The sequence below is a fragment of the Phenylobacterium zucineum HLK1 genome (genome assembly GCF_000017265.1).
Classification (GTDB): Bacteria; Pseudomonadota; Alphaproteobacteria; order Caulobacterales; family Caulobacteraceae; genus Phenylobacterium; species Phenylobacterium zucineum.
Window position 1 is genome coordinate 2984865 of record NC_011144.1, and the last position, 13421, is coordinate 2998285.

Annotated in this window: 13 protein-coding genes; 7 read left to right on the plus strand and 6 right to left on the minus strand. The window is 72.0% G+C overall.

Going from position 1 to position 13421, the window contains the following annotated elements; all coding sequences use genetic code 11:
• Positions 1-9: 9 nt before the first annotated feature.
• On the plus strand, positions 10-1647 hold the full coding sequence (locus PHZ_RS14370) for a tetratricopeptide repeat protein (RefSeq protein ID WP_012523144.1): 1638 nt from the start codon (positions 10-12) through the stop codon (positions 1645-1647).
• Positions 1648-1652: 5 nt separating this feature from the next.
• Here the strand turns inward: PHZ_RS14370 and PHZ_RS14375 are convergent, their stop codons facing one another.
• On the minus strand, positions 1653-3323 hold the full coding sequence (locus tag PHZ_RS14375; protein ID WP_041373565.1) for an O-linked N-acetylglucosamine transferase, SPINDLY family protein: 1671 nt from the start codon (positions 3321-3323) through the stop codon (positions 1653-1655).
• A gap of 2 nt (positions 3324-3325) precedes the next feature.
• Positions 3326-4267, minus strand: a complete 942-nt coding sequence (locus tag PHZ_RS14380; protein ID WP_236611840.1) for a phytanoyl-CoA dioxygenase family protein — start codon at positions 4265-4267, stop codon at positions 3326-3328.
• Between the two features lie 135 nt (positions 4268-4402).
• Between PHZ_RS14380 and PHZ_RS14385 the strand changes: the two genes are divergently transcribed.
• Positions 4403-5113, plus strand: coding sequence for a cytidylyltransferase domain-containing protein (locus tag PHZ_RS14385; protein WP_041374254.1), 711 nt, complete (start codon positions 4403-4405; stop codon positions 5111-5113).
• Here the strand turns inward: PHZ_RS14385 and pseH are convergent.
• The 3 genes from pseH to PHZ_RS23170 all read right to left on the minus strand — a co-directional run bounded on the left by pseH (position 5110) and on the right by PHZ_RS23170 (position 6955).
• Positions 5110-5685: a UDP-4-amino-4,6-dideoxy-N-acetyl-beta-L-altrosamine N-acetyltransferase gene (gene pseH / locus PHZ_RS14390; RefSeq protein ID WP_012523147.1), complete on the minus strand. Its 576-nt coding sequence runs from the start codon at positions 5683-5685 to the stop codon at positions 5110-5112. The genes PHZ_RS14385 and pseH overlap by 4 nt on opposite strands.
• Positions 5682-6740: a pseudaminic acid synthase gene (gene pseI / locus PHZ_RS14395; RefSeq protein WP_012523148.1), complete on the minus strand. Its 1059-nt coding sequence runs from the start codon at positions 6738-6740 to the stop codon at positions 5682-5684. Before pseI ends, pseH begins: the two co-directional genes overlap by 4 nt.
• Positions 6741-6808: 68 nt before the next feature.
• A complete protein-coding gene (locus tag PHZ_RS23170) occupies positions 6809-6955 on the minus strand; it encodes a hypothetical protein (protein WP_012523149.1) in 147 nt (48 codons plus the stop codon).
• Positions 6956-7004: 49 nt separating this feature from the next.
• Here PHZ_RS23170 and trxB point away from each other — a divergent pair, with 49 nt between their 5' ends.
• The 3 genes from trxB to PHZ_RS14410 all read left to right on the plus strand — a co-directional run bounded on the left by trxB (position 7005) and on the right by PHZ_RS14410 (position 8805).
• Positions 7005-8024 carry a thioredoxin-disulfide reductase gene (trxB, locus tag PHZ_RS14400; protein WP_012523150.1) on the plus strand — a complete coding sequence of 340 codons (1020 nt, stop codon included), beginning with the start codon at positions 7005-7007 and terminating at the stop codon, positions 8022-8024.
• Positions 8025-8090: 66 nt separating this feature from the next.
• Positions 8091-8309 carry a hypothetical protein gene (locus PHZ_RS14405; RefSeq protein WP_148216877.1) on the plus strand — a complete coding sequence of 73 codons (219 nt, stop codon included), beginning with the start codon at positions 8091-8093 and terminating at the stop codon, positions 8307-8309.
• 10 nt (positions 8310-8319) lie between these two features.
• Complete coding sequence (locus tag PHZ_RS14410) at positions 8320-8805, plus strand: GNAT family N-acetyltransferase (RefSeq protein ID WP_012523151.1); 486 nt, start codon at positions 8320-8322, stop codon at positions 8803-8805.
• Here PHZ_RS14410 and PHZ_RS22240 read toward each other — a convergent pair.
• Complete coding sequence (locus PHZ_RS22240; protein ID WP_012523152.1) at positions 8781-9953, minus strand: cell wall hydrolase; 1173 nt, start codon at positions 9951-9953, stop codon at positions 8781-8783. The genes PHZ_RS14410 and PHZ_RS22240 overlap by 25 nt on opposite strands.
• A gap of 173 nt (positions 9954-10126) precedes the next feature.
• Here PHZ_RS22240 and PHZ_RS14420 point away from each other — a divergent pair, with 173 nt between their 5' ends.
• Entirely contained in the window at positions 10127-12115 is a 1989-nt protein-coding gene (locus tag PHZ_RS14420) for an ATP-binding protein (RefSeq protein WP_012523153.1), read from the plus strand.
• 208 nt (positions 12116-12323) lie between these two features.
• Complete coding sequence (gene nadA / locus PHZ_RS14425) at positions 12324-13409, plus strand: quinolinate synthase NadA (RefSeq protein ID WP_012523154.1); 1086 nt, start codon at positions 12324-12326, stop codon at positions 13407-13409.
• Positions 13410-13421 lie beyond the last annotated feature (12 nt).

The window sequence follows — 13421 nt, forward strand, 5'->3', positions numbered from 1 at the left end:
ACACAAGCCATGTCGCGCAGCGGCGCCGAACTCGCGGACACCACGCCGGACGAGGGTCCTGCGGCCCTGGTGGAAGCGGCGGCGCTGTGGCTGGCGGACGGCCGCATCGACGAGGCGGCCGACGCCGCCCGGCAGGCGGCCCTGCTGGGCGCCTCGGACGAGCGGACCTGGTCCGTGCTGGCGGCCGCCCTCGAGGCGCAGGACGATGTGGCCGGCGCCTATTCCGCCTGCGAGGAATGGCTGAAGGTCGCCGCCGACCCGCAGGCTGCAGCTCCGCGCATGGCGCGGCTCGCGCTGCGCCTCGGCCACAACGAAACCGCCGAGTACCTGCTCACCCCGCTGATGGAGGCAGGCGGCGCCGAGCCCGCCGCGGTCGCCGATCTCGCCCTCGCCCAGGCCGGCCTCGGCGCCTTCGACCGGGCCCAGGAGACGCTGAAGGCCGGCCTCACCGCCGCGCCCGGCGAGTCCCTGCTCTGGATCGTCCTCGGCGAGGTGCTCGCCCTGCAGGGACGGCAGGCGGACTGCGTCGTCTTCTTCGAGGAAGCCCTGCGGCTGGACCCCGCATCCGGCCGCGCCAAAGACGGACTGGCCGACGCGCTCCTGTCCATCGGCGAGCGGGACCGGGCGCTGGTCCTCGGCGGCGAGGCGGTGGACGAGGCGCCCGTCCGCGCCATCGCCCAGGCAAGGCGGCTGCTCGCCAGCGGACAGCTGGCCGAGGGCTGGGCGCTTCATGCCCGGGCCTTCGAAACGGGACCACTCGTCGGCAAGGCCGCCGCGCCCCGCTGGTCCCCGCCCGAGCCGCTTCCCGGCCCAATCCTGCTGCTCGGCGAGGAAAGCGTCGCCGACGAGATCCTGCTCGCCCACGCGGTCAGCGACCTGATCGCCGCCGGCCACTCCGCCGTACTCGCGGTGCGGCCGGTCTGGGTGGAGCTGGCCGGGCGTTCGTTTCCCGGCGCCTCCGCGGTGCGCCTGGCGACGCGGCGGCTCGGGCGCGGCGTGGAACACGCCGCCGAGCTGGTCACGCCCTACATGCAAGAGGGGCGGATGATCGGCGCCTGGACGCCGCTGCGGTCGCTGCCCGCCCTCTACCGGGCGACGCCGGCCGCCTTCGCGACGCGCCGACCCTATCTGACGGCCGACCCGGAGCGGGTCGCCGCCTGGCGGAGCTGGTTGGACGGCCTGGGCCCTGGACTGAAGGCCGGCCTCATCTGGCGCAGCGCGCTGCCGGACAGCTTCGGCGCGCCGCCGCCGCCGTTGGGAGGGCTGAGCCTGGCGCTCACGCGCGAGGGCGTGGAGGTGGTCTCGCTGCAGGACCGCGGGATCATGGGCGAGGCCGACTGGCTCCGGGACGCCTTCGGCCTGCGGGTGCATGAGGCGCCGGGGCTCGACCTCAAGACCCTGGACGACCTGGCCGCGCTCGCCTGCGCGCTGGACGTGGTGATCGGGCCGCCGGACGGGGTGACCTACCTCGCCGCGGCCTGCGGCGTGCGGACCTGGTTCCTCGCGCCGGAGCGGCACTGGGCCATGCTCGGTCAGGACGAGTTCCCATGGTTCCCCGAGGCCCGCGCGTTCCGGATCACGCCGAAGGGCGGCTGGGCCGCGGCGATGGCCGAACTGTCGGACGCCCTGGACGATCTCGCCGGCTGAGTTGCTCAGCCGGCTACGGCGCGCGCTGCAGGAACCTGCGACGCCTGGGCCAGCATGGCGCGGAAGGACGCCTCGAGGCGCCGGACGAAGCCGGCCTCGTCGCACAACGGGCCTTCGTCGAATCCGGGGCGGACCCTGGTCCGCAGCCGGTCGAGGCCGTCGATATCGCCGATCAGCTCCAGGGCGCGGGCGACGAACGCCTCGGGCGTGTCGGTCACGAGCTCCGGCAGCCCGGCCGCCTCGAGAAGCCCTCGGGCATAGACGCCGCCGACGCTGTCCTCCGCCATCGCGAGCACCGGCACGCCGTTCGACAGCGCCTCCAGCGTCGTGGTCGAGCCGGGCGAGGGCCAGCTGTCCAGCATCAGGTCCACGACCTGGAACGTGCGGACGTATTCCTCACCCGTGCTGTGGCCGCCGAACAGGAGCTGTTCGACCGCCACGCCGTGCGCCAGGAAGCGCGCCCGGGTCGTCTCCTGCAGCAGCGGGTCCGCGTAGTAGCGGTACTTCAGCAGCAGGCGGCTGTTACGGGCGTTGCGCAGCACGGTGGCCCAGGCCGCAAGGCATCCGTCGCTGAGCTTCGCCGGATGATTGAACGACGCCAGGGTGACCACGCCCGCGGCCTTGGCGGGGGTCTCGACGGGAGCCAAGCGGTCCGCCGACGCCCGGAACGGCGAGAACACCGGCCCGGCCCGCCAGAGCGTCTCCGCAAACTGGTCCGAGAGGTCCGGCGCGCCCGGGACCTCGCCGTGCAGGACGTAGTCGATCTGCGGCAGGCCCGTCGTGTGAAAGAAGTTGATCCAGGCGACCTGCACCGGCGCGGGCTTGCGGGCGAACACGCCCAGGCGACATCCCGCGGTGTGGCCCCAGCAGTCGTTCAGCACGTCGATCCCGTCGGCCCGGATCAGGTCCGCCGCGGCGGCGTCGTCCAGGCCGCCGATCGGCCGCACGCGGATCCACGCCGGCCAGTCCGCCTCGGTGGCCGCCTCGGCGGGATAGAGGGTGACCTCGACCGCGTCGGGATCGTGCCCCTCGAGGATCGGGGCGATGAACTGGCGCAGCTGTGAGCCGGCGAATCTCGGGGCGACGTAGCCGATGCGCAGCTTCCGCCCCGCGGCCGGCTGGACGGCGTTCGGCGCCGGCGGCGGCAGGTTCGCCCACCGCGCAGCCCAGGCCCGCGCCTCGGCGACGTAGAAGTCCTCGCCGCGGAAAAGCTGGGCGTAGACGAGGAAGTTGTGCAGGGCCGCCGACGGGAAGTTCTCCAGCGCCACCTGCAGGTAGAGGACGGCCTCCTCGATGCGGCCCTGGTGCTGCAGCGACAGGGCCAGGTTCAGAAGGCCCGCCGCGTCGATCTGGCCGGTGCTCAGCGCCATCCCCCAGGCCACCGAGGCGCAGGCGACGAGATTCTGGCCGTAGAGCTGCACGGCGACCTGGCCGGCGTAGGCGGGATCGGTCCGCAGGCGCCCCACATCCACGCCGGCGCCCTTCAGCAGCCCCATGGCATGCAGCGTGCGCGCGTCGTTCAGCACGTCGTCCGCCGGCTCGCCCGCCTGCATCATGGCCGCGGCCAGCCAGTAGCGGGGCGCCGGGTCCGAGGGGGCCTGGGCGGCGGCCTCGGCGAAGACGGGCAGGGCCGCGGCGGCGTCGCCGACCAGCAGAGCGTCTCGGGCGGCCTCCACCCTCACGCCTTCAGCACGGTGTTCTGTCGGATCACCGCGGCGCCGGCGGCGTCGAGATCCTTGCGGGTGTCCGAGAGGCTCAGGGGGCCGGAAAGCGTGGCGTTCACCGCGTCCATGCCCGACCGCTTCGCCGCGCTGCGGGCGATGAGGTAGCGCAATGAGATCCGCTCGTGGTCGGCGGCGTCCGGCTGGGTGCCGTGGAGGGTGCAGGCGTGCCACATGGCGGCGAAGCCGGTCCCACCGGTCAGGATGCGCTGGCGCACACCCGCCTCGCCATGGGGGCCGTTGCGGTAGAGCCAGGCATCGTCGGCCGTGCGGGTGAGATCGTGCGGGAACACCGAGCCGCCGAGGCGGTGGCTGCCCTCCAGCAGGTAGAGCGGCGCGTCGGCCCGGGTCACCGGATGCAGGTAGACGTAGAGGGTCAGGAAGTCGGCTTCCCGGTCCTTGTAGTCGATCAGGTCCTGGTGGAAGTCGATGCCGTAGAAATAGGTCACGTCCCGGCAGGCCGGCTTCACATAGGCGCCGAGGTTGTTGACCGGATTGCCGTGGATCCGCCGGCGCAGCCACTCGGGCACGCTCTTGGCCGGCACCCCGCAGACGACTTTCTTGTTGAGGATCTCATAGCCCTCGCCCAGCAGGGCGGTCAGGGCCTCGACGATGTGCGGCGCCTGCTCCACGAAGCCCAGGCGGTCCTCGAAGCGCTCCAGCACGTTGCGGCCGGGCTTGGGATTGACGCCGGTGTACTGCGGGTCTGCGTCGAACTCGGCCTCGCTCAGGAACAGCGTCTCGTCGAAGCGCCGCAGCCCTCGGATCTGCGTCAGGAGGTCGGCCGCCGCGGCCGGGTCCACCTGCTGCTCGAAGACGTGCGCGCCGTCGCGCACGAAGTCCGAGACGACCTGGTCCGCAAGGCTCGGGATGGTCTTGGGCTGAGCCATGGCGCTCATGAGGGGCTCCCTCGCGGATATCCGCGCAGCGGCGACGTCAGCAGAGTCGCGTTAACCCTAGCTTACCCCCCGCGGCGCCAGGATCGGCCGCGACGGAGAGCCGCCCTGCCCCCCACCCGAAACCCCGCCGCGACCCTGGCCATCCTCCAGGCCCGGCTGAGCTCCACCCGGCTGCCGGGCAAGGTGCTGAAGCCGATCCTCGGCGAGCCCATGATCCTGCGCCAGATCGAGCGGACCCGCCGCTCCCGGCGTCTGGACCGGCTGGTGGTGGCGACCAGCGTCGATCCCAGCGACGACCCGCTCGCCGAGGTGCTGGAAGGCGCCGGCGTGGAGGTGTTCCGCGGGCCCCTGGACGACGTCCTGGCCCGCTTCATCGGCGCGCTGGACGCCTGGCCGGCCAAGGCGGTCGTGCGGCTGACCGCCGACTGCCCTCTGATCGACCCGCAGGTGCTGGACGCCACCGTCGACCTGCTGGCGACCACGGGGGCCGACTACGCCCACTGCCGCACCCAGAGCGAGGGATTCCCCAAGGGCCAGGACGTGGAGGCCATGACGGTCGAGACCCTTCGGCGGGCCGCCGCCCTCGCGCAGACGCGCGAGGAGCGCGAGCACGTCACCTGGGGGGTCTGGAGCCGCCCCGACCGCTACCGCATCGCGCGGCTCATGCCGCCGCAGGAATGGGGCCACGTCCGCTGGACGGTGGACCGGCCCGACGACCTGGAGTTCGTGACGCAGGTCTACGAGGCGCTGTATCCGCGCAACCCCGCCTTCACCTCGGACGACGTGCGCGCCTTCGTGAGCAGCCGCCCGGACCTGGCTGGCTGGGGCGGCGAGCCCCGCGTCTAGGGCGCGTCCGGCAGGGCGGCGGGGTCGATCCCCTTCTCGCGCAGCCGCGCCTCGACGGCGGGCCTGGCCCCCGCCCAGTCGGCCTTGAGCATGCCCAGGCCCACCACGTCCTGGAACCGCCCGCCCTTGCAGACGTGCTCGCGGTACTCGGCCTCGCGCCGGAAGCCGAAGCTCTCGTGCAGCTTCCAGACGGCCTCGTTCTCCTTGAGGACCTCGCACCACAGCTTGTTGAAGTTCATCGTCTCGAAGACGTGGCGCAGGACGATGTACTCGACCTGCGCGCCGACGCCCCGCCCGCGGGTGGACGGGTCGGCCAGATAGTAGGCCCAGTCGCAGCGGCGCACGATGGGATCGATCCTGGTCAGGTTCGCCAGGCCCACCGGCCGGCCGTCCATCTCGATGATCCAGTACCGGCGGTCCTCGGCCGTCAGCGCCGCGGCGAACCAGCGGTCGTGCTCGGCCTGCCCGATGCGGTGGTCGGTGTACATGAAGGCCGACACGTCGGGCGAGTTGCGCCACTCCAGCAGGCGGGCGCTGTCCTCGTGCTCGACCTTGCGCAGCCGGACGCTCATCGGCTCACCATATCCCACGCCAGGGGCTCCCCCCGCCTCAGGTCCCGCGTCGCGGGGCGGCCCAGCACCGCCTCCAGCTCAGCCGGAGGCAGACCGTCGCCCGGCCGGATCGAGCGCACATTGAGCCTGGTCAACGGCTCGCCGGCCTTCACGTCGGCCGCCACGTAGAGCGAACGACGGAACTGCACGTTCCCCCGCTCGGCCCCTACCAGATCGTACTGGGCCCGGCCCAGGGCCCGCCAGGCGGCCTTGCAGTCGCGCACCAGGGCCGCGAACTCGGCCGGCTCCAGGCTGAAGGCCGCGTCGGGTCCGCCGTCAGCCCGGGCGAGGGTGAAGTGCTTCTCGATCACCGAGGCGCCCAGGGCCACGGCCGCGACTGCGGCCGCCGTTCCGGGCGTGTGGTCCGAAAGCCCGACCGGACAGGCGAAGCGCTGCGCCATGTCGGCGACCGTGCGGACGTTGGCGTCCTCGAGCGGCGCCGGATAGCTGGAGACGCAGTGCAGCAGCACCACCCCCGGCGCGCCCGCCGACAGCGCCGCATCGCGCGCCGCCTCGATCTCGGCGAGGTTGGCCATGCCGGTCGAGATGATCAGCGGCTTGCCCTTGGACGCGGCGTAGCGGATCAGCGGCAGGTCCACGGCCTCGAAGGAGGCGATCTTGTAGGCGGGAGCGTCCAGCCCGGCGAGCAGGTCCACCGCCGTCTCGTCGAACGGGCTGGAGAACAGGATCACGCCCAGCTCGCGCGCCCGCCGGAACAGCGCCGCGTGCCACTCGTAGGGCGTCTGGGCCTCGCGGTAGAGCTCGTAGAGGCTGCGGCCGTCCCACAGGCCCCCGCGGATCCGGAATTCCGGCCGGTCCACGTCCATGGTGATGGTGTCGGCGGTGTAGGTCTGGATCTTGACCGCGTCGCAGCCAGTCGCCGCCGCCGCGTCGATCATCGCCAGCGCCCGCTCCAGGCTGCCGTTGTGGTTGCCCGACAGCTCGCAGATCACGAACGGCTCGTGACCGGCCCCCACCTTGCGCCCGGCGATCTCGACCTGCGGATGAGTCGACATGGCGCCATTCTACGCCACCTGCGCCCTGAAGGGCGCGTTAAGCACGAGGGCCGCCCTTGAAGGGCGGGTCATGTCTTCGGCGGGCCCTTGCGTCCGCCCGCCGCCCAGAGGGCCACGCCAAGGGCGACGCCCACCGCGATCCCGACGGCGGCGTTGTCCATCACCGCGCCGATCCCCGCGCCGAGGGCGATGCCGATCGCGATCCACAGGGCCATGACATCGCTCCTTGTCGCAACGGGCCAGAATCCAACTTACATAGGGGCGATGTCCGAGAACGCTCCCCGCCCCGAACCCCGTTCCGTCCGCTGCCTGATCGTGGGCTCCGGCCCCGCGGGCTACACCGCCGCCATCTACGCCGCCCGGGCGCTGCTGAAGCCCGTGCTGATCCAGGGCATCCAGCCCGGCGGCCAGCTCACCATCACCACCGACGTGGAGAACTATCCGGGCTTCGCCGACGTCATCCAGGGGCCCTGGCTGATGGAGCAGATGCAGGCCCAGGCCGAGCACGTGGGCACCGAGATCGTCAACGACATCGTCGTGAAGGCCGACCTGTCGCAGCGGCCCTTCCGGCTGGAGACCGACAGCGGCCAGACCTGGCTCGCCGAGACCCTGATCATCGCCACCGGCGCCCAGGCCAAGTGGCTGGGGCTGGAGTCCGAGCAGAAGTTCCAGGGCTTCGGCGTCTCGGCCTGCGCCACCTGCGACGGCTTCTTCTATCGCGGCAAGAACGTCGTGGTGGTCGGCGGCGGCAACACGGCGGTGGAGGAGGCCCTGTTCCTCACCAACTTCGCCGCCAAGGTGACGCTGGTGCATCGCCGCGACGAGCTGCGCGCCGAACGGATCCTGCAGGAGCGCCTGTTCAACCACGAGAAGATCGAGGTGATCTGGGACAGCGCCATCGACGAGGTGGTGGGCCAGACCGATCCGCTCGGCGTCACCGGCGTGCGGCTGAAGAACGTCAAGACGGGCGAGACCCGCGAGATCCCCTGCGACGGCGTGTTCATCGCCATCGGCCATGCGCCCGCCTCCGAGCTGTTCAAGGGCCAGCTCGAGATGGACGCCTCCGGCTATCTGAAGGTGAAGCCGGGCACGGCCTCGACGGCGATCCAGGGCGTCTACGCGGCGGGCGACGTCACCGACGACGTCTACCGCCAGGCGGTCACGGCGGCCGGAATGGGCTGCATGGCGGCGCTGGAGGCGGTCCGCTTCCTCGCCGAGGAGGACCACCGCAAGGCCCACCATCCGATCAGCCACGGCGAGGCTCAGAAGATCGGGGCCTGGTAGCCGCGCAACCGCAAATTGTACGGCCGCGCTGAAACCCGACCCCCTTTTGGCGGGTTGGGCGAGGCCATGCGGAACAGCGAACGCTACGCAGAACAGGCCGAGGCGGTGACCAGGCTGGCGGCCAAGGCCGCGAGTGAGGCCGAGCGCGAGGTCTATCTGAACATCGCCGAGGGCTGGCGGAAGCTGGCCGGCGAGGCGATCCGGAACGAGCGCCACGCCTTTCACGACGCGCGCCGTGCACTGCGCGAGGCCGAGACCCGCGACGAAGGGGGCGGCGGGCGCTAGGCTGGCGCCTATGATCCGCCACGCCCGTCCTTCCGACCACGGGGCCGTCCGCCAGCTCGTCGCCGACGCTTTCCAGGGCGAGACCGAGGCCCGACTGGTCGATCTGCTGCGCGCCGACGGCGACGTCCTCTTCGAGCTGGTTTCGCTGAACGGGGAGACCGTCGAGGGGCACATCCTCTTCAGCCGCATGTGGGCCGACCGTCAGGGCCTGTACGCCGCCCTAGGGCCCCTCGCCGTCCGTCCCGACCGCCAGCGCACGGGGATCGGTTCGGCCCTGGTCCGGGCGGCGCTGGAGACGGCCCGCGAGTTCGGCGTCGAAGGCGTGATCCTCCTGGGCCACCCCGCCTACTATCCGCGCTTCGGATTTTCGACGCAGGCGGCGCGGCAGGTGCGCAGCCCCTATGCGGGAAACCCCGCGTTCATGGCGCTGGCGCTGGAGCCCGGGGCCTTCGATGCGCCGCTGTCCGTCGCCTATCCGGACGCGTTCGCGGGCTGAGCCTCAGCCTCCGCGGGGATCGTCCGGTCGAAGGCCTCCAGCTTCTCGTTGATGGCCTTGATCTCCTCGGGCGTGGCCCTGCGCCGCGCCGGCGTGATCGAGCCGATCACCCGCGTCCGCTCGCCGCCCGAGGCCGTCGGATCGGCGACGGTGTAGGTGCGCACCTCGCCCGCCACGGCCAGGGTCACCTTGCGCTCGGCGGGCAGGCCCTGGGCCTCGGGCGCCAGGAGACCGCCCTGGGTGCGGGCGTCGAAGCCGCCCAGGATCGCGGGGGTCAGGCGCGCCTCGCCGCCGGCGTAGCGCCCGGTGAAGGCCGCCGGCTCGCCCCACGGGCCCGTCCAGCGATAGAAGATGTGCGCCCCGACCTTGGTCATCTTCACCAGGGTCGGCGCCCAGTACGGGGCCACGTAGTCGGCGTGATAGTGCGTCGCCGAGCCCACCTGCCTGGCCACGTGTCCGTTCAGCGCCCGCTCGGCCACCCGGCGCGCCTGGCGCCAGAGGGCCGGCTCCGGCGCCCAGCGCAGCGAGCCGTCGCAGGTGAAGGTGAACTGGCAGCCGGTGGTCCGGGCCGCGCCCTGGTAGACCACGCCGCAGACGGAGTTCGGATAGGCCGGGTGGCGCACCCGGTTCAGCACGACCTGGGCCACCGCCTCCTGGCCGAGGCCGGGCTCGCGGGCCGCCTCGTAGTAGACGGCCTGGCTCAGGCATTCGAGCGCGCGGCGGCGATCCTCGCCCGAGGCCTTCAGCACGAACGGCTTCATGGGGCGGATCGGGAGGTCCGAGAACGGGCGCAGGTCGTTCAGCTCGGCCGCCGTCTGGCCCTCGGCCGTGCCGAAGCCGAGGTCCGGGACCTCGGCCACGTCCAGGCTGGCCCAGCCTTCGGGACGGCTCCACAGGTCGGGGGTCTTCAAGCCGGGATCGTGGCGCAGGGCCAGCGCGCGCATCGCCGGGTCCATGCGCGCGGCGATGCGCCGGAGCGACGTCTCCGAAAGGTCGCCGGCGGTCAGCGCCGCATGGGCCGAGGCCAGCGGGTTCTCGTTTGGCGCGCAGGCGGCCACGGCGAAGCCGGCCAGGACCAGGGCGGCCCCGGACGCCGCCCTCCGGCGGCGCGCCTTGCTGCGCGGCGTCTGTAGGGGAACCCCTCGCATCGAGGCTGGCCATATAGGCCCGGACCGGCGTTCTTTGGACCCCCGGACGGCGAAAAAGTGGTCCTGGGGGATTAAACTTCGGCCATCTCACCGCAGGGTTGCGCCTGCACGCCGGCCCCCGCATGGTGATCGGCGGCCCAAGGGACGGGCTGCGTTCGCCGAGTACCCCGCCGATGAAGCCTTCGGAGTGGCCGCTTCGCCTGATCCCGCGCCGCTCGCCTCCGCTGTGGCGGGCGCTGGCGGTCAGCGTCGTGGCCCTGGGGATCGCGATGTCGCTGCGCGGCGCCCTGCTGGGCTGGCAGCACATGGGCGGCCTCGGCTCGACCAGCCTGCCCGCCCTCACGGTCATCTGCCTCTACGCCGGGCCCACGTTCGGCTGGGGCGCGCTGATCGTGGCCATCATCGTCGGCGCGCTCTCGCCGATCGTGCAGCCCACGGGGGCCCCGAGCGCCGCGGTCGTGGCGATGTTCGCGCTTTCGGGGGCGATCACCGTCCTGTTCTCGAGCGCCATGCGCGAGGCCCTGATCCGGCTGGACGAGGCCAAGGCCGCGCAGGAGGCCGCCCGCCGCGCCTCCGCCGACTCCGAGGCGCGCTTCCGCGTGCTGGCCGACAGCGCCCCGATCCTGATGTGGGTCACCCGTGCGGACGGAAGGCGGGAGTTCGCCAACCGAACCTATGTGGAATGGCTGGGCGCGCCCTATGAGGAGGCGCTCGATTTCGACTGGCGCAAGGTGCTGCACCCCGACGATCTGCCGCGCATCCTGAAGGAGCAGGTCGAGGGTGAAAGCTCGCGCCGGCTGTTCACCCTCGAGGCCCGCTACCGCGTGGCCGACGGGAGCTACCGGTGGATTCGCTCCGTCTCCCAGCCGCGCTTTGACCCGGCGGGCGCGTTCGACGGCTTCGTCGGGGTGGGCTTCGACGTCACCGACTCCAAGCGGGCCGAGGCGGACCTGAAGCGGATCAACGACCTCCTCGCCGAGCGGGTGCAGGCGGCGCTCACCGAACGCGACCAGGCCGAGGCGGCCCTGCGCCGGGCGCAGAAGCTGGAGGCGGTGGGCCAGCTCACCGGCGGCGTCGCCCACGACTTCAACAACCTGCTCACCGTGGTCATCGGCGCCCTGGACCTGATGCAACGCCACCCGGCCGATGCGGCCCGTCGCGAGCGGATGATCGAGGCGGCGCTGGGCGCGGCCCGCCGCGGCGAAAGGCTGACCCAGCAACTCCTGGCCTTCTCGCGCCGCCAGGCCCTCAAGCCCGAGCCGGTGCGCGTGGACGAGATGCTGGCCGAGTGCGAGCCCCTCCTGCGGCGGGCGGTGGGCGAGGCGGTGAGCTTCGTGCTCGCGCCGGGGGCCCAGGGAGCGGTCGTGGACCTCGATCCCAGCCAGTTCGAGGCCGCCCTGATGAACCTGGTGGTCAACGCGCGCGACGCGACGCCCGCAGGCGGCCGGATCTGCGTCGAGACGCGCCGCGTGCGGCTGGACGCCGGCCAGATCGAGGAACTGGACGCCGGCGACTACCTCTGCGTGGCGGTGCACGACACGGGCAGCGGCATGGACGCCGAGACCGCCGCGCGGGTGTTCGAGCCCTTCTTCACCACCAAGGCGCCGGGCCGCGGCACCGGGCTGGGCCTGTCCCAGGTCTACGGCTTCGCCCGCCAGAGCGGCGGCACGGCCACCCTCGACAGCGCCCCCGGCAAGGGCGCCAGCGTGCGGATCTTCCTGCCCCTCTCGACCGCCTCGGCCGCGCCGGCCTCCGAGCCGGGCCGGGCCGAGACGCAGGGCGGGCCCTCGCTGCGGGTGCTGCTGGCCGAGGATGACGCCCAGGTGGCCGAGCTGGTCGAGGCCCTCCTGACCGACCTCGGACACCAGGTGGTCCGCGCCGAGGACGCCGCCCAGGCGCTGGCGGTGCTGAAGAGCGGCCGGCCGGCGGACCTCTTGCTGACGGACCTGATCATGCCGGGCGACATGAACGGGGTGGACCTCGCGCGTGAGGCCGTGCGCCTGCGGCCGGGCCTGCCCGTGATCCTATCGTCGGGCTACACCGGCGAGGCGCTGGAGGCCGCCGCCGGCGCGCCCTGGCCGATGCTCAAGAAGCCCTACGGCGGAGATCAGCTCGCCGCCGTCATCGCCGAGGCCCTTGCGGGCGCGCCGGAAATCGTCTGAGGACGATCCTGCGCGGGCGAGATCGCCTGAAGGCGGCAGATCGTTTGAAAACCCGGGTTAGGTTTTCTCCCTTGCGCGGGTTCACGGGGGCGCTATATCTGTTCCGACGGTTTTGCTCCGATTGAGCAAAAGTGATCGCGCCACGGGCATCCGGGCGCCTTTTTAAAAGCCCCAGTAATGCTCACTATGAGCATAAGGGAGGGACGACATGGCCGCCGACGGTTCGCAGTTCGCCTTCACGCCTGAGGTCGAGGCCGAGACCCTTCCCGCATGGGAGAAGGTGAAGCGCCACGTCACGCCGATGGAATGGCGCGCGCACGCCCCGCTGATCGCCGAGATCAACCGGCTGAAGCGCGAGAAGAACGCCGTCATCCTCGCCCACAACTACATGACGCCCGAGATCTTCCACGGCGTCGGCGACTACGTGGGCGACAGCCTGGGGCTGGCGAAGGAAGCGGCCAAGTCCGACGCTGCGGTGATCGTTCAGGCGGGCGTCCACTTCATGGCCGAGACGTCCAAGATCCTCAGCCCCGAGAAGCGCGTCCTGATCCCCGACCTGCGGGCCGGCTGCTCGCTGGCCAGCTCGATCACCGGCGCGGACGTGCGCCTGATCAAGCAGCGCTATCCCGGCCTGCCGGTGGTCACCTACGTCAACACCACCGCCGACGTGAAGGCGGAGACCGACATCTGCTGCACCAGCGCCAACGCCGTGCAGGTGGTGGAGGAAGCCGCCAGGCTGTGGGGCGTCGACAAGGTGGTCCTGATCCCCGACGAGTTCCTCGCCCGCAACGTCGCCCGCCAGACCGACATCGGCATCATCGCCTGGAAGGGCCGTTGCGAGGTGCACGAGCGCTTCACCGCCGAGGACATCCTCGAGATCAAGGCCGCCTATCCGGGCGCCGAGGTCCTGGCCCACCCCGAGTGCCCGGCCGAGGTGCTGGAGGTCTCGGACTTCGCCGGCTCGACGGCGGCGATGAACGACTACGTGCTGCAGAGGAAGCCCAAGCGCGTGGTTCTGATCACCGAGTGCTCGATGGCCGACAACGTGGCCGCCGACGCGCATGGCACCGAGTTCGTGCGCCCCTGCAATCTGTGCCCCCACATGAAGCGGATCAGCCTGGAGAACATCTACGAGGCCCTGCTCCACGACCGGCACGAAGTGACCGTCGACCCGGCGATCGCCGAGCGCGCCCGCCTGGCGGTCCAGCGGATGATCGACCTGCCGCCGCCGGCCAGGCCCGCCCGCTACGACCTCGTGAAGGCCCGCCACCACGTCGACGTGGAGCTGATCTGATGGCCCTGCTCC

What these genes read in the sequence shown, in the direction of transcription:
- PHZ_RS14370 (WP_012523144.1), top strand. Translation starts at nt 10, where the DNA reads ATGTCGCGCAGCGGCGCCGAACTCGCGGACACCACGCCGGACGAGGGT.
- PHZ_RS14380 (WP_236611840.1), bottom strand. Translation starts at nt 4,267, where the DNA reads ATGAGCGCCATGGCTCAGCCCAAGACCATCCCGAGCCTTGCGGACCAG.
- pseH (WP_012523147.1), bottom strand. Translation starts at nt 5,685, where the DNA reads ATGAGCGTCCGGCTGCGCAAGGTCGAGCACGAGGACAGCGCCCGCCTG.
- pseI (WP_012523148.1), bottom strand. Translation starts at nt 6,740, where the DNA reads ATGTCGACTCATCCGCAGGTCGAGATCGCCGGGCGCAAGGTGGGGGCC.
- PHZ_RS23170 (WP_012523149.1), bottom strand. Translation starts at nt 6,955, where the DNA reads ATGGCCCTGTGGATCGCGATCGGCATCGCCCTCGGCGCGGGGATCGGC.
- trxB (WP_012523150.1), top strand. Translation starts at nt 7,005, where the DNA reads ATGTCCGAGAACGCTCCCCGCCCCGAACCCCGTTCCGTCCGCTGCCTG.
- PHZ_RS14405 (WP_148216877.1), top strand. Translation starts at nt 8,091, where the DNA reads ATGCGGAACAGCGAACGCTACGCAGAACAGGCCGAGGCGGTGACCAGG.
- PHZ_RS14410 (WP_012523151.1), top strand. Translation starts at nt 8,320, where the DNA reads ATGATCCGCCACGCCCGTCCTTCCGACCACGGGGCCGTCCGCCAGCTC.
- PHZ_RS22240 (WP_012523152.1), bottom strand. Translation starts at nt 9,953, where the DNA reads ATGCGAGGGGTTCCCCTACAGACGCCGCGCAGCAAGGCGCGCCGCCGG.
- PHZ_RS14420 (WP_012523153.1), top strand. Translation starts at nt 10,127, where the DNA reads ATGAAGCCTTCGGAGTGGCCGCTTCGCCTGATCCCGCGCCGCTCGCCT.
- nadA (WP_012523154.1), top strand. Translation starts at nt 12,324, where the DNA reads ATGGCCGCCGACGGTTCGCAGTTCGCCTTCACGCCTGAGGTCGAGGCC.